The sequence below is a fragment of the Cupriavidus sp. C2SS-8b genome, from assembly GCF_057073745.1.
Genome location: NZ_CP172718.1, coordinates 217,215 through 237,996, shown reverse-complemented (window position 1 = coordinate 237,996; position 20,782 = coordinate 217,215). Strand labels below are relative to the sequence as shown.

The window sequence follows — 20,782 nt, the reverse complement described above, 5'->3', positions numbered from 1 at the left end:
GTGACGGAGGTCGATCTATTCGAGCTTAAAATCACCGACCTTAATTACTGCATCAATGCTCTTCTTGCGCTGCTTAAGGTAGCCCTCGAAATCCTCCGGGGACTGCGTAATGACTTCCATTCCAGTGCCTTGCATCCGCGTGCGAAGCTCGCCGTTCTTCAAAATCGTAGCGACATCGCTCTGCATTTTTTTGATTGCGTTCTGGGGCATCTTGGCAGGCGCATACAGGGCGATGGTTCCCGTAAGCTGGACGTCAATCCCCGCTTCCTTGAATGTAGGGACGTTTGGCAGCATAGGCGAGCGTTCTGGCGTCGACACGGCAAAGGCCTTCACTTTTCCAGCCTTAACGAGTTGCGCGATCGGTGCCATATCGATCATGAGCATATCGATCTCGCCTGAAACGATAGCGGGGACACTTTGCCCAGCACTCTTGTAGCCGACTGGGGTCATCTTTACCCCGGTCTTTTGCGCGAACTCCTCCATACCGACACGCATGCCCAAGTTGGCCCATCCGTACGTGAACTTCCCGTTGGCCGCACGAGCTGCCTTAATGAGGTCAGCGAGGTTGTTGTATGGCGCGGAAGCCGGGGTCACCACAACGAGTGGGGTTGCGGCTAGCCCGCTCACAAGGGTGAGTTCCTTGGTGGGATCGACAGCAACAGTGGGGCGCAAGTTTGCGTCGATGATCAACGTGGACGGGGGCATGACCAGAAGGATCGAACCGTCCGGTTCAGCTCGCGCGACAGCCTTGCTGGCGATCGCCCCGTTTGCGCCTGGCCGATTTTCGACGATTACGGGCCGATTCCAGATTTTTGCCAGCTCTTCGCCAACTGCGCGTGCAACTACGTCGGTGCCACCGCCCGGTCCGTAGCCAACAAAGAGCCGGACCGGCAACGGGCCAGATTGCTGGGCGTACAGGATGGAGGGCAGGGCCAGGGAGCAGAGTAGGACTGCTCTGCGGATAGCCGAAGCGGGTTTTGTCATGTTGTCTCCTCTTTTATTATGAAATACAGCCTTAACCTGCTACCGCAGCTGGAGCGTGGCTCTTCGTCCACTCCTCCTTCAACAGCTTGATGTGCTCACGCGCTTTTCTACTGGCGTTCCAACTAAGAACGCCCATCAAAACGTCTCCCTGGTAGTAGCGAAAGATGCAGGAGTCGTCTTTCAGTTGATCCCCTTCGACAACTTCAACGGTGTATTGAGGGCCGATGCGTCCGTAGCTGTGGATTTGGACCTGGTACTGATCCGACCAGAAGAACGGCAGCGGAGCGTATTCAACGCGAGAGCCGAGCATGTTCTTTGCCGCGGCCATCGCCTGTTCGCTTGCATTCGTCCGGTGTTCAATACGCATGTGCTCGCCGTAGCCTTTGTGAAACCACTCTGCAGCATCGCCGGCGGCATATACGTTCGGGGCTGCTTCACAGTATTCATTGCAGACTACGCCGCTGCGGATGTTTAATCCGCTGCACCACTGCACGCTGGGAACTGCGCCGATAGCCACAACAATTACGTCGCAAGCAATCACAACCCCAGTGTCCAAGCGGACTTCGGTAATGGTGCGGTCACGCCATTTCACCTCCCTGAGTTCGCAGTCGTTGTGGAAAACCACGCCGTTGGCTTCATGGAGTTTTTCGATCCGCTTCCCAACGATATCCCCGACTCGCGCCCCGAGAGGAACTTTCGACTTGTCGATGACGGTCACCTCACAGCCGCTGGTCTTTGCAATCGCCGCTAACTCTGTGCCGATGAAGCCCGCGCCGACTACTAGTGCCCGCTTTCCGGCAGTCAGATGTTCCCGAATCGCCAGCGCGTCGTTTAAGTTGCGCAGGCTGTAGCAGTTCGCCGCCTGGCTGAGGTTGGGAATCACTCGAGCGTCCGCGCCCGTGGCGATCAGCAAGCGATCATATTGAAGTGTGGAGCCGTTGCTGAGTTGCAGTGAACTGGCGTCCGTATCGAGGCCGGTGGCCGATGTCCCGTCCAGGTAGTGCAGGTTCAGCGCCTTCATGCCGTCTTCGGACACAAGGTTGAGCGCCTCTACCGGACATTCTCCTGCCATCAGCCGCTTTGAAAGAGGAGGGCGGTCATAGGGCATGCCGCCTTCCTTTCCAATCAGCGTGAGCCGCCCTCCCCAGCCCTGTGCGCGCAGCGCTCGTGCTGCCGTGATGCCGGCGGCCGAGGCGCCGACAACGACGATGTGCTCGGGGGAGTTCATCACTGATCCTCGTGAATCTCGATGGCGAGCGCTGGGCAGATGCCAGCCGCCAGGCGTGCTGATTCGAATTGGTCAGCCGACGGCTCTGCGTTCAAGAGAATGACGATGCCATTGTCCTTTTGGTCGAACAGATCCGGCGCGTTGACGACACATTGACCAGAACCGCAGCACTTTTCGGGGTAGATTGTGATTTTCATGATGCTTCTCATTTAAGTCGGGATTACCAGCGAACAGGGAGTTCCTTGACGCCATACATGAGTGAATCGCCCTTGAACTCAAGGCTTTCCACGGGAACAGCAAGCTCGAGGTTCGGAAACCGCTCCAGCAAGGCGGTGAACATGATCTGCATTTCGAGCCGTGCGAGGGGTTGACCGATGCACTGATGCGGGCCGTATCCGAACGAGACCTGCGTCCTTGAATCTCGGCGAAGGTCGAACACATTCGGATCTTCAAATTTCGAGCTGTCGCGATTGGCCGAGACACTCAGCACTACAACGGGGTCGCCCGCCTGGATCATTTGTCCGTTCACGACAATGTCCTCGGTCGCGACACGACGCTTTCCTGAATGTGTGACATCCAGATAGCGCAGAATTTCTTCCACCGCATTTGGAACGAGGCTTGTGTCTTGTCGAAGCTCATTCCAGATATCCGGTCGTTGCAGGAGGAAAAGCACTCCCATTGCGGTCGTATTCGCCGTGGTCTCGTGGCCGGCAATCAGCAAGAGCCTTGCAAGGGAAACAACGTCCGTTTCGGTGATATCGCCCTTTCGTACGTGATTGACGATGAGGCGGCTGAGGATATCTTCCCCGGGGTTCTCCGATCTCTTCGCCACCAGGCCCTTCAGGTACACCTCGCACAACTCATGATTTGCGGCGATGGCCTCCTCAAGCGTCGCACTACTCGACGTCAGGACCATCGCCAGTTCCTGAAAGAAGTCATGGTCTTCGTACGGAACGCCAAGCAACTCTGAGATCGCCAATGCCGGCGTAGCCAACGTAAAGGCGCTAACCAGGTCGGAGGGTTGAGGCTTTGTTGCGAAGTCGTCCAGCAGCTTGTCTACGATCGCCTGAATCCGCGGGCGAAGGGCCTCGATTTTGCGGATCGAGAATTCACCTGTCAGCATGCGCCGATGCTCTGCATGCTTGGGTGCATCCATGGTGATGAAGGTCCGGTTACTACCCCGGGCAACTTTCATTGCAGCACTGACAGTGGGATAGCCGGGATTCGTAATGTCAGAACTAAAGCGAGGGTCAGACAGGACCGAGCGGACGTCGTCATAGCGCGTAATCAGCCAGGCGATCTTTCCGTCCCAGAGCCTAGCTTGCCCCAAGCCGCTTCCTTGCTGCATCTGGAAGTACACCGGCGGCGGCGACAAAGGATCGACCCGTTCGGGCGGAAAGTCGGGGATGCCGCTGTCCCCGCCAGCGTGCATCGGACACGTGGACTGCGCAGGTGAGGCCGCGTGAAACGGGCAGCCAGTCGACTGCGTGGGGGTTTGGGGGGCGGTCATGAATATGTCTCCGATGGGAAATTGTGAGTACATATTAGGTAGCCTACCTACTATATGCAAAAGGGGTTTACCCTAATCGGTGCAGAGGATTGACCTCGCGTCACAAATCTCGAGCGGGACCAGGGGTGGGAGAGGAGGGCGTGGCTAGACTGGGGGAGCCCAGTTGGCCTGAAGGCGGGCGACCGCCGATTTCAGTGGTCAAGATATGCCGCCGGTGACCCACTGGGTATGCGCGAGGACTGTTTGCCTTCTGGTTGTTATAGCTCGTCCCAGGGTAGATATGCGGTCCGGCCGGGCTGGCTGACGACAGAGGTCGGTACCGAGTGAGGCGCGGCCGGAGGCCCGCTTGGGACCTGCTGGAGGCCACCTTTGACGCCGGGACCTTCCGTAAGGTCGGGATCGCAGGGCTTCGGTTCTTACCTATGCATAGGCGTGAAAAAACACCCGCATGGACGTGGGGTTAGAAGTGCGCGATCGCCACCACTCGCTGACCAAGGGGGCAGCCTCACGACGCGTTGTTAAAGAGGCGCGGGGGGACAGTGAAGCCGGTGCAAGAAGGCAAGCGAGAAAGCCGAAGCGACCTCGCTTTGGCAGCCTACAAATCAAATAAATAGGCTCCAGCTCTCCCCTAACTCGGCACTGAGGTACTCGAACATCGACATGAATCGAAAGCGCTCCCATTGATTGAACGCCTCGCGTACCGCTGCCATCAGTGACATAGCTACCTCCGGGGTGATCGACTTTAGTTAGGGGGGCCACCGCAAGAAAAAAGCAGGTCTTTCAACACTCGTTCGCATCGGCGCATAGCCCATTCCACGATGCAATCGATTACATAGAGCGTAGGTCGCCACGATGGTCTGTCAAGATAAAGCGTAAAAGTGTCATTTGCGGCTCAAAATCAGCCACCTGACTTCGTTGATGGGAGGGTAAACGCCTATTTGATTGTAATAGGTAGGCTACCTAATATTTACCACAAATAAGAGTAAGCGCGCTTCGGTTTTTCAAACATTGCTTATAGAAGTGGAGACAAAATCAATGCAACATCATCCCCGAAGAGGTTCGACCCCCACCCCCCAGCGGGTCCGGGATGTTCTCAAGCCGATCTCCGGTGCCGCCGTGGGAAACATGCTGGAGTGGTTTGACTACTCGTTGTATGGCTATCTTTCCGCCACCCTGGCGAAGGTGTTCTTCCCAAGCAGCGACCCGATCGTTAGCCTGATAGCGGCTTTCGCGGCATTCTCCGTCGCATTCGTTACCCGACCACTCGGCGCTCTGTTTTTTGGATCGCTGGGAGACCGGCTTGGACGGCGCGATACGCTCGCGATTGTCGTTGGTTTGATCAGCGTTTCGACGGGGTTGGTCGGTGTCCTACCGGGATACGAGGCGATTGGCATCGCCGCTCCTTTGCTGCTGGTAGCCCTACGCATGATTCAGGGATTTTCCGCGGGAGGCGAAGCAGGTGGAGCACTCGCATTCCTTGCCGAGTACGCCCCGACACGCCGGCGTGGCGTTGTGATCGGGTTCTTCGGTATGTCGGCTGGAATTGGTGCGTTGAGCGGATCCGGTCTTGTTCTGGCGATCACCAGCATTTTTGGTCAGACGGCAGTTGAGGCATGGGCCTGGCGATTGCCCTTCCTGATCGCTGGTCCGATTGGGTTGGGTGCGTTCTGGCTGCGGCTGCGCATCGAGGAAACACCGGCATTCCGGTTGCACTTGGAACGCGAGGGCGCGGCACAAGCACCATTGCGCGAAGCCCTTCGTGACGACTGGCGAAGCATTGTCAAATGTCTTGGCGTAGCGATCTCACACGGCATCCCTTACTACTTGATCCTGGCGTATCTCCCGTCTTATCTCGTGTCAACTGGACGGTTGAGTAGCGGGCAAGCTCTAGCGGCGTCCGGCCTGGCCTTTCTGGGTTCAGTGATTGTGATCCCATTCGCTGCAGCGCTATCCGACCGCGTGGGTCGACGACCCGTCGCCTTTACGGCGGCATTGGCATACCTCGTCGTTGCGCTTCCTTTGTTCCGGATCGTCGTGGGCTCGACACCAGAGGTGGTAATTGCCACGATGGCTAGCGTCGGGGTATTGATGGGGATGTATGGCAGCGCGCCGTTCTGCATGATGACGGAGTTGTTTCCGACACGCACACGCTACAGCGCCATGTCGGTAGGCTACAACGTGGCCATGGTGCTATTTGGCGGCACCGCTCCTTTAATCAGCGCTTCTCTGACGAAGCTGACCGGAAACCCTTCATCACCCGCCTATTTCATGATGGGGGGCGCAGTGTTGTCTATTTTTGCCATCTTGGCGTCTCCTGAAACGTCACGAGTACCGATTGATGAGCTCGGACAGTCGGACGAGCACATTCGCCGCGTGCGCATGGCGCTCAAGGCATCGGCTCGCGTTGAGTGATCTCCTGATTATGAAAACCGCTACATACGACTACATTGTTATCGGCGCCGGCTCGGCAGGGTGTGTTCTCGCTTCTCGGCTGAGTGAAGATCCCAGCGTCAAGGTACTGCTGATAGAGGCGGGCGCTCCCGCGTCATCCATCTTTGTTCAGATGCCGGCAGGGATCCGGGTTCTCTATAAGAGCCAAAAATTCAACTGGCGCTATTGGACGGAGCCCCAGACACAACTGGACAATCGGAATATTTATATACCCCGGGGCAAGGTGGTGGGCGGTTCATCCTCGATCAATTCCATGATTGCTATCCGGGGGAACCGATCCGATTACGACAACTGGGCATCTCAGGGCCTGTCGGGCTGGGACTATGAATCCCTTCGTCCGTACTTTCGAAAGATTGAGGATGCATCACTGGTAACGAAGGCGAGGAATGACGATCGCGGGTACGCGGGTCCGATTCGCCTGTCATACGGCACGCAGCAAAACGCCATATCGACTGCGTTCATAGAGAGCGCAGTATCGGCCGGTATGCCGGAGAACAACGGATTCAATGGGGCGTCGCAGGTAGGCGCAGGATTCTACGAGCTTACGATTGCCGAGGGAAAGCGATCCGGTGCTTATCGTTACCTGGATCGAGCAGGTAACCGATCCAATCTGACATTGATGGCGAACTGTAAAGTCCGCAGGATTCTCCTTGCCGGAAAGCGAGCGCAAGGCGTAGTGATTGAGGATGGATGGGAGGAGGTGGAGCTTCGCGCGGACCGCGAAGTGATTCTGACAGCAGGGGCCATTGCCTCACCGCAACTCCTGATGCTTTCGGGGATCGGACCGGCCAAACATCTGCAGTCGATTGGTATCGCTCCCGTGGTCGATCTGCAAGGCGTCGGTGAGAACCTTCAGGACCATCTTGATTGCGCGATTCGCTTAGAAGCGTCGCAGCCCAATACGCTCACGCCCTATATCGGCCTGGTAAGAGGCGGAATGGCAGGAGCTCGCTATCTTCTTTCAGGAGGCGGGCCGGCTTCCTCTCAAGGCGTTGAGGCAGGAGCATTTTACAACTCCGACAGAAATCCGGATCTGCCTGAGTGGCAGGCCCATCTGATCATTGCGCTGCGCAATCCACCGCCTAACGAAAAAGTTCCCCACGGATTTGCAGTCCGCGTATGCCAGCTGCGTCCAAAAAGTAGAGGCGTGCTGCGACTGCGTTCTTCAGATCCGTCCGATTCTCCCCGAATCGACCCTCGCTTCCTCTCAGACGAGTCTGACCTGGAGAGTTTGGTGCGCGGCGTGGAACGCACGTGCGAGATTGTCGACCAGCCGGCGCTCCGGAAGTACATCAAACGAAGGCTCGACATCGATGCTTTCTCCACCGGTGCAGCCCGTAAGGCATGGATACGCTCGCATGCGGAAACCATCTATCACCCGGTTGGCACGTGTCGCATGGGAGTCGACGACAACGCTGTTGTTGACGAGGAGTTGAAAGTGCGCGGGGTTGAGAACTTGAGAGTAATTGATGGATCTGTGATGCCAACGATCATCAGTGGGAACACGAACCTTCCCATTATGGCCATGGCAGAGAAGGCCGCAGACTTGATACGAAATTCACGCACATCCGCTCGTTGAAGTTTTCGGAGAACTCTGTTCACTGGCGTTTCGAGCTTGCTCCGTCGCCTTCTTCCCGGTTGTCCCCTTACACGGGGACGAAAGGTTGCAGCATAGATTTCCCAGCATCGAATGGGAACGTCTACGGGCTTGCGTCGTTTGATGGAAGCGTTGGGCCACACCCTTTCTCTCAAGCGCCGAAACCGCCGGAATGCCAAAGCGCGGGTTCCAGCAAAGAGGACCACGTGAACAAGGGACTCGCCAGTCAACACATACCCATCACGGGCGCGTCACAGGGCATCGGCCGCTGGACATTCCCTGTACTTCAATAACCTTAAGGAGATAAGAATGGTCAAGTTCACCTATCTGGTACTCACGAACGCGGTTCCGGGGCGTGAAGAAGAGTTCAATCGCTGGTATACCGAGCAGCACCTTCCAGACGTGTTGCGCGTACCGGGCGTGGTGAGCGCACAGCGCTTCAGTCGCACGGAGCAGCAGCGAAAAGCGGGGCCTCATCCGTGGCAGTACCTGGCACTCTATAACTGCGAGGCCGCTGACCCGCAGGTCGTCACAGATGGGATCCAGGCTCGCGTCAACACAGCGGAGATGCAAATGAGTGACACGGTGGGCGATGTCAAATATGGTTGCTATTTCGAGCCAATCACCGAGGTGATTCGCAGTAAGTAGACGGCATGGAAGTACCTGCTTTCCCGTCGTCTCAAAGATGAGTCGGGTAGAAGCTCAACAGCTTCTCCGCCACGTGAGGCGACGGGCCAGGGCGGGTCGCTTACTCCGCCGTAGCGGCGATGGAAGGCCATGCAACCCGGTGCGAGAGCTTGGGACTTGGGCCGAGGAGGCCAGCCTAAAACCTTCAGCGCTGCAATCACATGGGCGACTGCGCTGTTGCCCGTAGCGGATCACGCATCCATTTCGCGGCGCCAGGCTTGCGGGCTCTGCGATGTCCATCTCCGGAATGCGCGAGTAAATGCACTGTGCTCCGAGTACCCAAGTATCCAGGCCACCTCAGCGAGCGAAAGCCGTGGATCTTTTAGGTAATTCTCTGCAATCCGGCGTCTCGTGTCGTCACGTAGCTCGCGAAATTTCAGACCCAGTTTGTCGAGTCGCCGCTGCAACGTGCGGGGGGTCATGTGCATGGAGGAAGCCACTGTTTCAAGGCTCACTTCGCCTTGACGCGCGAGCCCGGCTACCGCTTGCCTGATGGCATGTTCCATGTCATCCATCTTCGGCATGGCACCCAGCAGAGCCTGTACCTGAAGCTCCATGATTCGCAGTAGCGCTTCATCAGGTTGACGCAGAGGCGCCTGCAAAAGGTCGACGGGGAAGCGCAGACTCGTCTCCGGTTGGTCGAACTTCACCGGGCAGCCGAAGTATGCAAGATAAGGGGTGGTGTCTTGAGGTGTTGCGTTAACAAAGCACACCTCCTCCAGCCTCACATCACCATCTGTCATGGCTCGCGTGAAACGGGTCATCGCAGCCAAGGCCGTTTCGTCAACGAGCGGCCCCGTTGGTTCCGTCGAACGGGGCCACGTCATCACGACGGACTTACCTTCGGTTCTTAGCTCCGCCGGCGTAACGTTTGCAACCACACGGTCGTACTGTTGCCAGCGTTGCAAGACAGCCCCGACGTCAGGGCAAGCCCCAAGTGCGTATCCAAGCACGCCGAGATGCGCAGGCGCAATGCGCTGGCCAACGTGCAATCCGAGGAGCGGATCATTGCAAACCTCGGCGGCACGCTCAAGCAAACGCCGCCAGTGATCGAGCGCGTAGAGTCGCACTTCCTGGCAATTAGGGCTGGATTCCCCCAGCACATGCACGGCATCCAGCCCTTGGTCCTGCAAGTAGTCGAAAAGCAGGTTCACGTAGGTGCTGGCGTAGTAAGCGGTGGGCGCGGACATGGGATGACAATGAACAATGTCGCGAAGTGTCAAGAAAGTGTCGAGGACTGTCAATGCGGAGGGTCACCAGTTTGATCAAACTGTCGGCAAGCCAAGCGAACAGGAGTCTAAATTGCCGTCCGATATGATGAACTGGCTGCATTCCATATTTGGGAAGTCCGTGGATTGGAAGCAGGCGTTCATGCTCAGCATGGTTCCTCTCTTCATCATTGCATTCAGTCTCGAGACCCTGATCAATCGAAGGCGTAGAGCCGAATCGACACTGAACTGGAAAGAGGTGTGGGCGAACATCGCATTGGGCACCACTTACCAGATCATGGAGCCCCTGGGAGTGGCTCTTGTGACAGGATCCATCTATGCGTGGGTATATTCAAAACGTTTGTTTGATATCCCGGTGGACGGTTGGACCATTCTCCCAATCATTCTGTCGGTCGAGTTCTGCTACTACTGGTTTCATCGCGCCAGCCATCGAATCCGCTGGTTTTGGGCGGCGCACGTCGTTCATCATACCGGCGAGAACATGAACTTCACTACGGCGGCACGACAATCGATGCTCAATGTGGTCGCTGGGAGTTTCATCTTTTTCCTTCCTCCCGTGCTCCTCGGTGTGCCGCCGGCCGCAGTCGCACTCATCCTGGCCGTGAATCTGTCCTATCAGTATTTCATTCATACCGAACTGATCCGCCGCCTTCCTGGCTGGATTGAGTACATCTTCAATACACCGTCCCATCACCGTGCCCATCATGGCCGAAACGACCAATATATCGACAAGAACTACGGTGGCATGTTGATCATTTTCGATCGCATGTTTGGCACTTTCGAAGAAGAACGGGAGACGGTGCAATACGGCATCACCCAACAGATTAAGTCCTACAATATCCTGGTGCTGAATCTCCACGAGTTTGTCGACATGTGGCGTGACGTGATGTCACCGGGGCCCGTGTGGCAGCGACTGCAACACCTGTGGCGGCCGCCGGAATGGGTGCGCCGTGGTCATGAACCCATCCACACATGGACGGTGGACAGGAACGAGCCGACCGGCAGTGAGTCGACACCCACTCCGTCAACGTCCGCTACCTGAGAGCCAACTCATGCATCGCCTCTCTCAAATATACCTGGCCGTTTCGGCACTGGCTTTCCTGCTAATTGGCTTGCATACGTTTCACGACCCCGCTACGGCAATGGCGGGCCTCGATATGCAACCCCATTCGGTGAATGCCTTCAATGAGATCCGTGCCAACTACGGTGGCATGCATCTCGGTATCAGTCTGTTGCTGGCCCTGGGTCTACTCTCGAAGGCGTGGCGAAAGCCCTCGATGTGGATCAACGTCGTGTTCACCAGCGGCCTGGTGCTCGGGCGGCTGGTCAGCATTTCCGCTGACGGGTGGCCAAATGATCTCGTTCGAATGTTGCTTGGAATCGAAGCAGCAGCGGCATTCACCGGCCTAGCGCTGTTGTGCTTCCTCAACAAACATGATGCGCGCTCTTCCATGAGATGAGCGCTCACTTTGAGCGCCCGCGACGCGTGGACATGAGGTCATCGTTCACCCAGTCCTATCAAGTTAAACTCGCACCGATCAACCTCCACCTGTCCTGATACCGGTCTTGCGGACAACGCGCGAGATATCCGCGTTGACGGGCTTCACCGCTTTCTAAGCATCCTTTCATCGCGACGGGTCCGACGCAGCGAAGAGAACGCTAGCTCTCCCGAGAGCAGTCAAGGTGTTGGGGCCTGGCCCCAGTAGAGACTACGGAGGTTGCGTCCAGGACCGTAGTGTTCGGTCTCTTCTGGGGTCTTTCGATGCCGTGTCTGCAATTGCCACCCTCTGCGAAGTGCTTATTAGCAGGCGCAGATCTTTGCCGGCATCCGGCCGCCATTGTGAGAGTATAATTTCACGATAGTGAAACAACACAGAAAACCGCTCTCCACGCTGGTGTTCCTTTTGCAAGAACGACCTCCATGCCACGACCACTACCTGATCCGAAGCCACCGTCGCGTGCGACGATTCGCACCATTCACCAACTGGGCGACCGCATTCGAGCAACGCGGGCAGGGAAAAGGATGCCCATTGACCAGGCGGCAAGACATTGCGGGGTCTCGGTCGGCATGCTGTCCAAGCTCGAGAACGGCAAGGGCGTCAATCTCGAGCACGCCCTGCGTGCGTTGGACGGACTGGGTTTGGCGATGCTGGTCGTTCCCAGGGCGCATGCGCCTTGGCTTGAACAGGCAGCGGCCCATACGGCCAAGATCGGCGAGGACGCGGCCAGGCGACAGCACGCCTGGCTGGAAGAGTAGTAGAGGCCTGCGATCAGGCTGGGCATCAATCTCTGATGCGATCCCAGATCGGTGCGGAAATGCACTTCGCTTGGTGTGCTGACGCGCCTTATGCTTTCCTGATCCATCCGATGCGGTGCCGCTCCTGCGTGGCCTCGTGCCGCGCATCCTCTTCGCTGTGCAGATAGCGCAAATGTGCTGCAGCACATTTGATCTATTACCGGCCGAAAGGTTTTATGCGCAGTCTCAAATCCCACTCGCGATAGGCAAAGGTTCTCGGTCGTAGGAACTGTACATAAAAGTTTGGACAGGATGTGGAGGCCCGCAACCAACAAACGGCGTGCGTAACCTCCTCGGTCCTACAGCGAATGGAGCCATTCGAGCAGCGTTTTGTTCTGCTGCCACGATGGGAACTTTGGAAGCGGCGCACCGTCACTGACTTTCTCGAGCGCTTTGCGCTTCATCTCAAGATTTGCGCGAGCATAGATCTCGGTAGTCTTCACATCGACGTGACCCAGGAAGTCGCGGATGATCTCGAGCGGGACGCCACTTTGCAGCAGGTGCATTCCCTTTGTGTGCCGCAGGCTGTGGGGACTCACCCGCTGCGTAAACTCGGGGTGACTTCGTCGTATAGGAATCACATACTTTTCGAGAAGATACCGCACACCCGAGCGCGATAACCGTGTGCCTTGCCGGTTCTGGAAGAGTGGCTTGTCGGTCTGTTCAGGGCGATCGAGGTTGTTATCGCGTCGATACTGGCGCAGCAGTTCGACAGTCGAGTCCATCAGGGGCACGGCGCGTAGCTTTCGACCCTTTCCCATGAGTCGTACCTGCGACGGAGGATCCAGGCGCACGTCGCCAGCGTTCAGGTCAATCAACTCCTGTACCCGGGCGCCGGTGTCATAGAGTACGCTTAACATTACTGCATCTCGGCGGCCCTCAGACGTACGCAGATCCGGTTGAGCGAGAAGCTGTGCAAGGTATTCCTTGGAGAGATAATCGACGCTGGGGCGCGGCTGTCGCCGCAGCGGAATGGCGAGGACCTGCTGGCATTGCAACAGTTGCTCGGGCACTTCCGACTGTACGTAGCGGAAGAACGCGTGTAACGCCGCGAGGCGATGATTCTGCGTGCTGACAGAAACGTGCCGGTCGGTTACCAGGTGATCAAGGAATGCCTCAACAAGGGGTACGTCGATCTGTGCCAGAGACAGACGCTCCAGTGCGATTCCTCGCACGTCGCGACAGAATCGCAGCAGCAGGGTGAAGACGTCGCGATAAGCCTTGATCGTGTTGGGGCTTAGGTTGCGCTGTGCGGCCAGATGATGCGTCAGGAAGTCGGTCAGGAGCATGGAGAAGTCCGTTGGTTTCATGATCCATTCCTCCGCGGGATGACATCACCGAAGACGGCGCTGGTGCGCGCCGTGATCTCCGGAAACAGTTCAGCTATCAGGTGCAGGTAGCGCTGCGTTCCGACAAGAGACCGATGTCCCATGTAGGTCGCCAGTACCGGGAGCTTTGCATCGAGGTCAGCCCCCTCGCGGCACCAGCGCAGCAAGGCATGTGCGGCAAATGTGTGCCTCACATCATGTACGCGCGGCCCTTTGCCTCTGCCGCCGTGCGTGATTCCGGAGCGCAACAGGAGGTCCCGGAATACCCAGTAGACCGCTTCGAGACTGTACGGTCCGTCGGACGGTGAAGGAAAGAAGTACGCTTCGGGCGACCGGTCCCCCATGATTCCCGCATACCTGCGAAGGCGCTGCACCAGCGGCAAGGCTGGAGGCACGAGGCGGTCCTTCCCGAATTTGGCCTCACGCACCGTCAGGATACCCCGGTCAAGGTCCACATCGGCCACGCGAAGGTGCAGCACCTCGCCAAGACGCAGCCCACAGCCATACAGTAGCCGGAATACTTCCGGCATGATGAGATGGCGCATTGGCGATCGCGCGGTCGGCACGAGCTGGTCGGCCGCGTGGAGCAACCGGTTGATCTCGGCGTGGGTCAGGATGCGTGGCGAGAAACCATCTGCATTTCTTACTGTCAGAGATCGAGCTGGCACGTCAGCGGAATATCCCTGCCGGCACATGAATAGGGCGAATTGGCGAACCGCACAGATGCGATGATCGTGGGTGCCCCTACACTCGTGGGGCTGTTTGGAGAGCCACTTGCGACTAATCGAGCGCGGTAGCTCGCATTGCGATAGTCCTTCATCGCACAGAAAGCGATCAAAGCGCGCCAGCAATCGGGCGGGCTCATCATATCGGTAACCACACGCCCGTCTCTCCTGGACAAACTGTTCCATGAGCGAGCCGACAGCGCTTCGGAACCGTCCCTTGAATGATCTACTCGTCATGGCGCATCTCCTCGGTGTTCAGCGCGGCCGTGCGCAGCGCTTCCACGTTGGTCTTGGCGTAGATCAACGTCGACGCCGTCGACGCGTGCCCCAGGATGTCGCTGATGACTTGAAACGGCGTCTGTTCATGGAGCAGTCGCGTCGCGAGAGTGTGGCGTAGCGAGTGCAATCCGTGACGTTGTGGAGTCCGGAAGCGAATACCGGCACGGGCCTTCCAACTCTCGACGACGTGATACAGGTTATCTGTCTCACAGAAGGGTTGGAAAGGCGCATTCAATGTGAGGAACACTTCTCGATGACCCGATTGAGGACGGGCCAATCTCAGATACTCAATCAGTGCTTCGCCAACTTCTTCCGTTAGTGGCAAGCAAAGAGGTGCTAGGGTCTTCGACTGCTTAATCTCTATGGTGGCTGTATCCCATTTCAGATCGTCGAGGGATAGTGTCCGAATGTCGCTCGCTCGCAATCCAAGGCGACAGGCCAGCAGAAGGATCGCGTAATCGCGCTTTCCTTTGGGCGAGGTTCTATCAACGACTTCGAGCAGCCTAGTCACGAGTTCCGGGTCCCAGACCGATGGAACAGTCGCATCTCGGGGAACGTGGACTACTGGCAATACATGGCTGAGATCCTGCTGCAGAAGTCCTCGCAGCAGAAGAAACCGCAGAAAGCCGCGCACATCGGAAACGATTCGCGAGACGGACTTGGCCACCAGGCGATGTTGCGAGGTCACAAAGGCGCAGAGATCGGGCGGCTGTATCTGATCAAAAAACGTGATGTTCCTTGAACCAAGGAAATCCGCGAATATCGCGATCTCACGCATCCGCTCGCGAAGGGTCGTTGGGCGAAGATGAAGGCGATCCCGGCAGTACAGTTCATAGTCACGCAATGTCGTGCTCATGGGCGCCGGGACCTGTATCTTCTGCATGTCGGTGACGGTGCGTTCAATGTGCCCGTCATGCGCAAAGTCCTCCAGAACCTTGAGGGCAAACACGATATGCCGTCGCCACCCCTGGCGTGAGTTTAGGCGTTCACCCTCACGCATCTGATACGCGGTGCAAAACTGTTTCGCCAGCATCTGTGAGTACGCATCTCCCAGGCTCATCTCGTGACAAAACACGATGAGATGTCGCCAGACTACGCGATAGCGCCCCAGCGATCGTCTGCTGTAGTGAAGCCTTTCCAGTTCGCCCACGGCACCGGCAATGACCTGCTCCAACGGAAGGCGGCTTGAAACTTGATGGGTGGAATGCTCCATGATCGAGCTCCTCACAACGGCGGCCCCGATGGCCGCCAGGACTCCCATCATGAAACTTTATGTGCAGTAAACCAACGCTGGGGACTTGCCTACAAGGCCTTTACCTCGGCTACTGCGCATAAAACCTTTCGGCCGGTAATAGCCGCTCGTCGTCGACAGCGAGCTGTGCCCAAAGTTGTCGCGCACATAACGCAGGTCGACCTGCTGGTCGGTCATATGCGAGCCGGCGGTGTGGCGCAGCCAGTGGGCCGAGGCGCTGGCCAGCACCGCGGCCTGCGCCCCCCACTCGGGCCCGCGCGCCCGCAGGCGCTCCGCGGCCATGCCAAACACCTCTTTCAGGATCAGGTGCAGCGCGCCGCGTGACAGGGGTTTCTCGCCACCCTCTCTGCCAATCACCGGCAGCACCAGTGGCCGCGTCTCCCCGAACTGCGGGGTAGGCGGCAGGTCGTGGGCGCGACGGTAGCGCGCGAGTTCGGCAATCAGTTCGTCGGTCGCCGGCACCAGCCGGGTCTTGTTGCCTTTGCCGGTCACCTCGAGCCACCAGCGCTCGATGCCCTGGCCATCGCGCCGGCAGAAGAACGCGCCCATGGGGGTCGCCGTCAGCTCGGAGGCGCGCAGGCCGCCCAGATAGAGCACGGTCAGCACCCACCGGCAGCGCGCGGCGTGCCGGCGTTCCCGCGCGGTCTCGGTCGGCATGGCCGCGACGGTGTCTTTGACCGTTTCCCACAGGTCGTGGCTCAGATAGCGGGTGATGCGCGCTCGGGTGGGGGCGCGCCGGCGGCGGGCGAGGGCAAGCGGGTTGCCGGCCAGGTAGCCCGCCTCGGTCAGCCAGGCGAACAGCGCGTTCAGGATCACCATCGCGTGGCGCACGCTGGACGGCGACAGCGGCCCGGCAAACGGGCGCCAGTCGGGGTGGCCGCGTGCAAGCTTCTTGCTGCCGGCCAGCACCCAGCGCGCGGCGGGTTGCGGATCGGCGAGGAAGCGCTCGTAGGCGAGCAGGTCTTCGTGCGTCAGCGAGGACAAGGGCTTGCCCACCTGGAGCACGGTCCACAGGATCAGCCGCTCCACCTCGCGGCGATAAGTGGTGAGCGTCGCGGTGCTGTCGGCATAGCGCGCGAGCCAGGCGGTGACGGCGGCCAGGTCGTCGGCCGCGGCGATCCGCGTGGCGCTGGCGGGCGCGCGGTTGCTGCCGGCCGCGCCGGACAGCGCCGGGGTCAGGCGCAGGCGCTCCAGCGGGGTGGGAAGCGGGGCGGCCAGGCCATCCAAAGGTTTAATCGGGAGCAGTTCCATGGTGTATCGGCCTAAGCGTCGGTTTGCACAAATTTGTTCCCGCTGGTCGCACGCCAGCAAGCCGATTGCAGGGCGATGGTAACAATATTGCGTCGAGAAACGCTGCAAGAAATTGTTCCCCCAGCCGACACTTGAAGCAATTTTGTACCTTCCCCCAACGCATCGGTCCGTCGTCAGCCTTCACCCCGCCGACGGCGCGGGGCGATCCGATGGACGGGATTCAGCTGCGCAAAGCGATGACGTTCGCCGTCAGGCGTGCCACGCAAGCTAGCCGAGTCACGCCGCGCCTGCCGCCGGTGCGTGCGCTCCAGCGCGCCAGCCAGGCGTGCCCATGGGGGTCGGGAACAAAATTCTGCAAAAAGAGGGCACAAATTTATGCATACCGACAGGGGCAGCGTGGGGAGGCGATTCGAGCCAATATTATAGACATAAGCGTACTTATGTCTAAACTTTTACACGAATCTTGTTATCCACTACGTATTACGTAGTAATATTTAACTCTGAATGTCCAAAAAGGTGCTCGACCATGACGCCAGACGCTGTAGATCCCCTTCGCCTCGAAGCCGAGGTCGAGCAGTTGCGGCACCTTCACGCCGACACGCGCACGCTCTACCGCGAGGTGTGCGGGCTGCTGTTCTTTCGCTACGGCATCACGCCCACCACCAACAAGCTCTATCAACTGGTGCGCAAGGGCAGCATGGGCACGCCGGCCCAGGCGCTGCAGCAGTTCTGGCAAGACCTGCGCGCCCGTTCGCGGGTCACGATTGACCATCCCGATCTCCCCGACAGCCTGAAGCAGGTGGCTGCCGACGCCGTCCAGACCATCTGGCGCGCCGCCGGCGAAGCCGTCTTGGCCGAACTCGCCGCGACGCGCCAAGACATAGAGGCGCAGGAGCAAGTCGTCGCGGCCGAGCGGGATGCCGCGCAGATGGCTTTCGCCGACGCTCAAGCCGCGCTCACCGCGCTCGAGCGCGAGCGCGAGGCGTTGCGGGCTGAATGCCGCCAGTTGCAGGAGCAGGTGGCGCAGGCGCGCGGCGCCGAAGCAGCCGCATCGACGCACCGGGAGGCCTTGCAGAGCGAACTGCTGGCGGCGCGCGAGCAGGCGGGCGCCGCGCGCAGTGATTTCCTGGCGGAGCTGGAGCGCATGCGCGAGCAACTCGAAGCGATGGAGGCGCGCGGGGACGCTGCCGTGCGGCGTGCCCAACTGGAATTGGACCAGGAACGCACGGCGCGGCGCCAGAGTGACCGGGGACTCGATGCGGCGCGGGTGGAGGTGGATCGCTTGCGCGACATGCAGCGGCAGGAAGCGGTGGCCGCGGCCGAAGCGCTGGGTAGTTGGCAAGCCCAGGCGCAGGCGGCGCAGGTACGTTGCGCGGCGCTGCAGGACGCGCAGGAGAGCGGACAGCAACAACTGGGTGCCGCCCAGGAGGCCTTGGCAGAAATGACCCGGCGGGCCGAGCGTGCCGAGACTGAACGGGACCTGTCGCGCGAGTTGCTGGGCAATTGGCGCGACGGCGCCAAGGTGCGATCCGGGGCACGGCGCAAGGCCGCCGCCTAACCGCTTCGAGCCACCGCCCATGCACGCGCCCCATGAGATTGCCCGCGCCGACGCCATTCGCTGGGTGCGTATCAAGATGGCGCAATCGGGCCTGACACTGGCCGATTTATTGGCGGCCGGCTGTTTCGCGCCCACAGCGGCACGGCCACGCTACCGCAAAATGCCGAGGGGCAAACCTGGGATGGGCGAGGGGAGCGTCCCGACTGGTTTCAGCGGGCCATCAACGCCGGACAGCAGCCGGAATTCTTTCAGATCGACTGAGGAATCTGCGCCAAACGCCCCTGGCTCAATGACGCGGGGCGCGCTTGCGCGGGGGCGTCACGTCTGGCACGCGAAACAGTTCCGCGACCGGGACTTCCAGGGCGAGCGCCAGCCGTTCAATGACGTCGATCGACAAATTGCGGGCCGCCCTTTCGACGTGTGCCAGAAACGAACGGTCCATGTCCGCTTGCCAGGCCAGATCTTCCTGCGTCCATGCATAGGCCGCGCGCAGTCGCCGAATATTCAGGGCGAGCAATTCACGAGCGGAGGGCTGATGGACACGGGACATGCGTCCATATTGCGGACCGTTCCCTTATCTGTCAGTGGTCGTTGAGTCACAATATTTTCCTGCTATATAAGCTCGCCGTTTCCATGAAAGACAAGGCTTTCCGAACATATTCTTGCGTCAAGGTCTTCTCATTCTGTAGTCGTTGAGACACAATGCCGCCTTTGCAGCGGCCCTTAACCAAGGGCTTCGCGCGGCGTCACACTGCTGCGCACACCGATCGCCGCCCCGCGCGCATAGCACCGAGAGGGCCTGCCGCCGAACGGCGGATCTGGGGCGGCAGGCACGAGCGGCTACGCATTGCCCTGCGTCAGCGCAACGACACGATGCACGATGATTTTGTTTCTGGACTACGACGGTGTTCTGCACCCCGATGCGGCCTATCTGGTCAATGGCCGGCCTCAATTGCGTGCGGCAGGCTCGCTGTTCATGTGGGCGCCGATTCTCGTGGAAGCTCTCGCCCCCTATCCCCAGGTCCAGATTGTTCTCTCCACGTCGTGGGTGCGCGTGCTCAAGAGCTTCAGCCGAACCCAAGCCTATCTGCCCGCTGCGTTGCAGGCGCGCGTGATCGGCGCTACTTGGCATTCGGCCATGGCGCGACACCATGAGGGTGCGCACCGCATCGACGCGAGCTGGTTCAGCGAACTCACGCGGTATGCCCAGATCGCGCGATACGTTGCGCGATCTGGGCTGCGGGCCGAACATTGGCTGGCCATCGACGACGACAGCGAGGGCTGGCCCGTCGCGCTGCGCGACCACTTGGTCGAGACGGATGGGGCGCTGGGGCTTGCGAGCGCGTCGACACGGTGCGACCTGACCCAGCGACTGCAGGGGATGGCCGCAAGCACGCTCAGCGGGAAGTGAACACCATGCTACGCGTGACCGTGGAACTCATTCCAGACGGACAGGAAGACTGCCGCCGAACACTTGGGCAGCTTGAGATCGAGAACATCGCGGGCGATTCGCTGGTGACCGGTGCCTACCGAATCGTCATGGACGAGTTCGATGCGCGGGGCCCGGGGCCGCGCACAACGTTCCGGACCATCGCATCGCTAGACAATGTGGAACGGGACCTCGTTCGCCCAATGCAATTGGTCGGCATGGCGCTTAGCGTCGTGGCACCGGTTAAGCGCACGATGCATCGTTCGGAGGACGTGCCGCAGGGCACCGTGCTATCGCGCGAGTCGATCTAAGACGGTTTCGAGTTGCTGGGAGGGGTACCATGGCTGAAAAATTTGTATTCCGAGACCTGGCGTTTCGCGCGGGTGCACACCTATGGTCCAACCCCAAACTGCGCGGCACCCCGGCGGAAATCCCTATCATCCTCGCGCGTCCGACCCTGTTTGATGTGGTCCAACTCGCCCAACGCTACCCGCTGGAAACGTTGTACCGGGCGAATCGCCGGCTCCGGGCGACCCGGGAGATTTCCGAGCGCCAGTTTCTTCGCACGCAGGAGATTCTGCGCAACATCCAACGCGCAAAGAATGATGGTGCGCTCAGTTGCGAAGATTGCGTGACGGCGGTGACCGTAGGTTACGAAGATCCTCCGAGGGAGGAACGAACGTCGACACCAGCGCAACGACACTGCGCATTGGCGAATTGGTTGCCGGGCGGACTGCAAACCATCAAATCTGAACCCGAAGAATACATCCGCCTTGACGACGTGCCGTCGGAGTTCACGGTGCCTCTCCGTCGATGGCTACGGTGGCAACTCGATTGCGCGCCGGGCCAGTCGTCGGGGTGGCTGATCGATACGCCTGACGGCCAGGGTCTCTCACACGGCGGATGGTGCGCTTTCCTGTCCTGGCTAACCGACGCCTTGCTTTGTCGATTAGATCAAATCGAAGTTGGTATGTGACG

The 20,782-nt window shown here is 59.3% G+C and carries 21 protein-coding genes; 11 read left to right on the top strand and 10 right to left on the bottom strand.

Annotated features, from left to right (window positions below; translation table 11 throughout):
• Positions 1-15: 15 nt before the first annotated feature.
• The 4 genes from ACIGJB_RS30735 to ACIGJB_RS30720 are packed head-to-tail and all read right to left on the bottom strand — an operon-like array spanning position 16 to position 3,722.
• Positions 16-984: a Bug family tripartite tricarboxylate transporter substrate binding protein gene (locus ACIGJB_RS30735; RefSeq protein WP_043355327.1), complete on the bottom strand. Its 969-nt coding sequence runs from the start codon at positions 982-984 to the stop codon at positions 16-18.
• Between the two features lie 31 nt (positions 985-1,015).
• Entirely contained in the window at positions 1,016-2,212 is a 1,197-nt protein-coding gene (locus tag ACIGJB_RS30730; protein WP_062794398.1) for an NAD(P)/FAD-dependent oxidoreductase, read from the bottom strand.
• Positions 2,212-2,409, bottom strand: coding sequence for a ferredoxin (locus ACIGJB_RS30725; protein ID WP_043355325.1), 198 nt, complete (start codon positions 2,407-2,409; stop codon positions 2,212-2,214). Before ACIGJB_RS30725 ends, ACIGJB_RS30730 begins: the two co-directional genes overlap by 1 nt.
• Positions 2,410-2,432: 23 nt before the next feature.
• On the bottom strand, positions 2,433-3,722 hold the full coding sequence (locus ACIGJB_RS30720; protein ID WP_196765234.1) for a cytochrome P450: 1,290 nt from the start codon (positions 3,720-3,722) through the stop codon (positions 2,433-2,435).
• 1,035 nt (positions 3,723-4,757) lie between these two features.
• Here ACIGJB_RS30720 and ACIGJB_RS30715 point away from each other — a divergent pair.
• The 3 genes from ACIGJB_RS30715 to ACIGJB_RS30705 all read left to right on the top strand — a co-directional run bounded on the left by ACIGJB_RS30715 (position 4,758) and on the right by ACIGJB_RS30705 (position 8,418).
• Positions 4,758-6,134: an MFS transporter gene (locus ACIGJB_RS30715; RefSeq protein WP_063778466.1), complete on the top strand. Its 1,377-nt coding sequence runs from the start codon at positions 4,758-4,760 to the stop codon at positions 6,132-6,134.
• A gap of 10 nt (positions 6,135-6,144) precedes the next feature.
• Entirely contained in the window at positions 6,145-7,752 is a 1,608-nt protein-coding gene (locus ACIGJB_RS30710) for a GMC family oxidoreductase (protein ID WP_043358193.1), read from the top strand.
• 327 nt (positions 7,753-8,079) lie between these two features.
• On the top strand, positions 8,080-8,418 hold the full coding sequence (locus ACIGJB_RS30705) for an EthD domain-containing protein (protein ID WP_052495067.1): 339 nt from the start codon (positions 8,080-8,082) through the stop codon (positions 8,416-8,418).
• Between the two features lie 230 nt (positions 8,419-8,648).
• Here the strand turns inward: ACIGJB_RS30705 and ACIGJB_RS30700 are convergent, their stop codons facing one another.
• Entirely contained in the window at positions 8,649-9,647 is a 999-nt protein-coding gene (locus ACIGJB_RS30700) for an AraC family transcriptional regulator (RefSeq protein ID WP_043355323.1), read from the bottom strand.
• A gap of 16 nt (positions 9,648-9,663) precedes the next feature.
• Here ACIGJB_RS30700 and ACIGJB_RS30695 point away from each other — a divergent pair, with 16 nt between their 5' ends.
• From ACIGJB_RS30695 to ACIGJB_RS30685, 3 genes are all read left to right on the top strand, one after another.
• Entirely contained in the window at positions 9,664-10,728 is a 1,065-nt protein-coding gene (locus ACIGJB_RS30695) for a sterol desaturase family protein (RefSeq protein ID WP_306418434.1), read from the top strand.
• Positions 10,729-10,738: 10 nt separating this feature from the next.
• On the top strand, positions 10,739-11,146 hold the full coding sequence (locus tag ACIGJB_RS30690) for a DUF4345 domain-containing protein (RefSeq protein WP_043355321.1): 408 nt from the start codon (positions 10,739-10,741) through the stop codon (positions 11,144-11,146).
• 461 nt (positions 11,147-11,607) lie between these two features.
• Entirely contained in the window at positions 11,608-11,943 is a 336-nt protein-coding gene (locus ACIGJB_RS30685) for a helix-turn-helix domain-containing protein (protein ID WP_043355318.1), read from the top strand.
• 338 nt (positions 11,944-12,281) lie between these two features.
• Here the strand turns inward: ACIGJB_RS30685 and ACIGJB_RS30680 are convergent, their stop codons facing one another.
• The 4 genes from ACIGJB_RS30680 to ACIGJB_RS30665 are packed head-to-tail and all read right to left on the bottom strand — an operon-like array spanning position 12,282 to position 16,817.
• The gene (locus tag ACIGJB_RS30680; protein ID WP_035864567.1) at positions 12,282-13,292 is read right to left on the bottom strand and encodes a site-specific integrase; all 1,011 of its coding nucleotides are present in this window, start codon (positions 13,290-13,292) and stop codon (positions 12,282-12,284) included.
• Positions 13,289-14,272, bottom strand: coding sequence for a tyrosine-type recombinase/integrase (locus ACIGJB_RS30675; RefSeq protein ID WP_035864569.1), 984 nt, complete (start codon positions 14,270-14,272; stop codon positions 13,289-13,291). Before ACIGJB_RS30675 ends, ACIGJB_RS30680 begins: the two co-directional genes overlap by 4 nt.
• Positions 14,262-15,527, bottom strand: a complete 1,266-nt coding sequence (locus ACIGJB_RS30670) for a site-specific integrase (protein ID WP_035864572.1) — start codon at positions 15,525-15,527, stop codon at positions 14,262-14,264. Before ACIGJB_RS30670 ends, ACIGJB_RS30675 begins: the two co-directional genes overlap by 11 nt.
• Before the next feature lie 57 nt (positions 15,528-15,584).
• On the bottom strand, positions 15,585-16,817 hold the full coding sequence (locus ACIGJB_RS30665) for a tyrosine-type recombinase/integrase (RefSeq protein ID WP_483735130.1): 1,233 nt from the start codon (positions 16,815-16,817) through the stop codon (positions 15,585-15,587).
• Between the two features lie 526 nt (positions 16,818-17,343).
• On the opposite strand from ACIGJB_RS30665, the gene ACIGJB_RS30660 reads away from it, so the two are divergent.
• A complete protein-coding gene (locus ACIGJB_RS30660; RefSeq protein ID WP_043358190.1) occupies positions 17,344-18,375 on the top strand; it encodes a DNA-binding protein in 1,032 nt (343 codons plus the stop codon).
• 60 nt (positions 18,376-18,435) lie between these two features.
• Complete coding sequence (locus ACIGJB_RS30655; protein WP_373424148.1) at positions 18,436-18,636, top strand: H-NS family nucleoid-associated regulatory protein; 201 nt, start codon at positions 18,436-18,438, stop codon at positions 18,634-18,636.
• Between the two features lie 25 nt (positions 18,637-18,661).
• Here the strand turns inward: ACIGJB_RS30655 and ACIGJB_RS30650 are convergent, their stop codons facing one another.
• The gene (locus tag ACIGJB_RS30650; protein WP_043355301.1) at positions 18,662-18,925 is read right to left on the bottom strand and encodes a helix-turn-helix domain-containing protein; all 264 of its coding nucleotides are present in this window, start codon (positions 18,923-18,925) and stop codon (positions 18,662-18,664) included.
• 330 nt (positions 18,926-19,255) lie between these two features.
• Here ACIGJB_RS30650 and ACIGJB_RS30645 point away from each other — a divergent pair, with 330 nt between their 5' ends.
• The 3 genes from ACIGJB_RS30645 to ACIGJB_RS30635 are packed head-to-tail and all read left to right on the top strand — an operon-like array spanning position 19,256 to position 20,780.
• Positions 19,256-19,786, top strand: coding sequence for an HAD domain-containing protein (locus ACIGJB_RS30645; protein WP_043355300.1), 531 nt, complete (start codon positions 19,256-19,258; stop codon positions 19,784-19,786).
• Between the two features lie 5 nt (positions 19,787-19,791).
• The gene (locus tag ACIGJB_RS30640; protein WP_066735635.1) at positions 19,792-20,115 is read left to right on the top strand and encodes a hypothetical protein; all 324 of its coding nucleotides are present in this window, start codon (positions 19,792-19,794) and stop codon (positions 20,113-20,115) included.
• Positions 20,116-20,144: 29 nt separating this feature from the next.
• Positions 20,145-20,780 (top strand): hypothetical protein, encoded by a 636-nt coding sequence (locus tag ACIGJB_RS30635; protein WP_043355296.1) that lies wholly within the window; start codon positions 20,145-20,147, stop codon positions 20,778-20,780.
• Positions 20,781-20,782: the final 2 nt, after the last annotated feature.

What these genes read in the sequence shown, in the direction of transcription:
- ACIGJB_RS30675 (WP_035864569.1), bottom strand. Translation starts at nt 14,272, where the DNA reads ATGACGAGTAGATCATTCAAGGGACGGTTCCGAAGCGCTGTCGGCTCG.
- ACIGJB_RS30635 (WP_043355296.1), top strand. Translation starts at nt 20,145, where the DNA reads ATGGCTGAAAAATTTGTATTCCGAGACCTGGCGTTTCGCGCGGGTGCA.
- ACIGJB_RS30725 (WP_043355325.1), bottom strand. Translation starts at nt 2,409, where the DNA reads ATGAAAATCACAATCTACCCCGAAAAGTGCTGCGGTTCTGGTCAATGT.
- ACIGJB_RS30685 (WP_043355318.1), top strand. Translation starts at nt 11,608, where the DNA reads ATGCCACGACCACTACCTGATCCGAAGCCACCGTCGCGTGCGACGATT.
- ACIGJB_RS30645 (WP_043355300.1), top strand. Translation starts at nt 19,256, where the DNA reads ATGATTTTGTTTCTGGACTACGACGGTGTTCTGCACCCCGATGCGGCC.
- ACIGJB_RS30690 (WP_043355321.1), top strand. Translation starts at nt 10,739, where the DNA reads ATGCATCGCCTCTCTCAAATATACCTGGCCGTTTCGGCACTGGCTTTC.
- ACIGJB_RS30715 (WP_063778466.1), top strand. Translation starts at nt 4,758, where the DNA reads ATGCAACATCATCCCCGAAGAGGTTCGACCCCCACCCCCCAGCGGGTC.
- ACIGJB_RS30640 (WP_066735635.1), top strand. Translation starts at nt 19,792, where the DNA reads ATGCTACGCGTGACCGTGGAACTCATTCCAGACGGACAGGAAGACTGC.
- ACIGJB_RS30660 (WP_043358190.1), top strand. Translation starts at nt 17,344, where the DNA reads ATGACGCCAGACGCTGTAGATCCCCTTCGCCTCGAAGCCGAGGTCGAG.
- ACIGJB_RS30680 (WP_035864567.1), bottom strand. Translation starts at nt 13,292, where the DNA reads ATGAAACCAACGGACTTCTCCATGCTCCTGACCGACTTCCTGACGCAT.
- ACIGJB_RS30665 (WP_483735130.1), bottom strand. Translation starts at nt 16,817, where the DNA reads ATGGAACTGCTCCCGATTAAACCTTTGGATGGCCTGGCCGCCCCGCTT.
- ACIGJB_RS30670 (WP_035864572.1), bottom strand. Translation starts at nt 15,527, where the DNA reads ATGGAGCATTCCACCCATCAAGTTTCAAGCCGCCTTCCGTTGGAGCAG.
- ACIGJB_RS30695 (WP_306418434.1), top strand. Translation starts at nt 9,664, where the DNA reads ATGTCGCGAAGTGTCAAGAAAGTGTCGAGGACTGTCAATGCGGAGGGT.
- ACIGJB_RS30735 (WP_043355327.1), bottom strand. Translation starts at nt 984, where the DNA reads ATGACAAAACCCGCTTCGGCTATCCGCAGAGCAGTCCTACTCTGCTCC.
- ACIGJB_RS30730 (WP_062794398.1), bottom strand. Translation starts at nt 2,212, where the DNA reads ATGAACTCCCCCGAGCACATCGTCGTTGTCGGCGCCTCGGCCGCCGGC.
- ACIGJB_RS30705 (WP_052495067.1), top strand. Translation starts at nt 8,080, where the DNA reads ATGGTCAAGTTCACCTATCTGGTACTCACGAACGCGGTTCCGGGGCGT.
- ACIGJB_RS30700 (WP_043355323.1), bottom strand. Translation starts at nt 9,647, where the DNA reads ATGTCCGCGCCCACCGCTTACTACGCCAGCACCTACGTGAACCTGCTT.
- ACIGJB_RS30650 (WP_043355301.1), bottom strand. Translation starts at nt 18,925, where the DNA reads ATGTCCCGTGTCCATCAGCCCTCCGCTCGTGAATTGCTCGCCCTGAAT.
- ACIGJB_RS30710 (WP_043358193.1), top strand. Translation starts at nt 6,145, where the DNA reads ATGAAAACCGCTACATACGACTACATTGTTATCGGCGCCGGCTCGGCA.
- ACIGJB_RS30720 (WP_196765234.1), bottom strand. Translation starts at nt 3,722, where the DNA reads ATGACCGCCCCCCAAACCCCCACGCAGTCGACTGGCTGCCCGTTTCAC.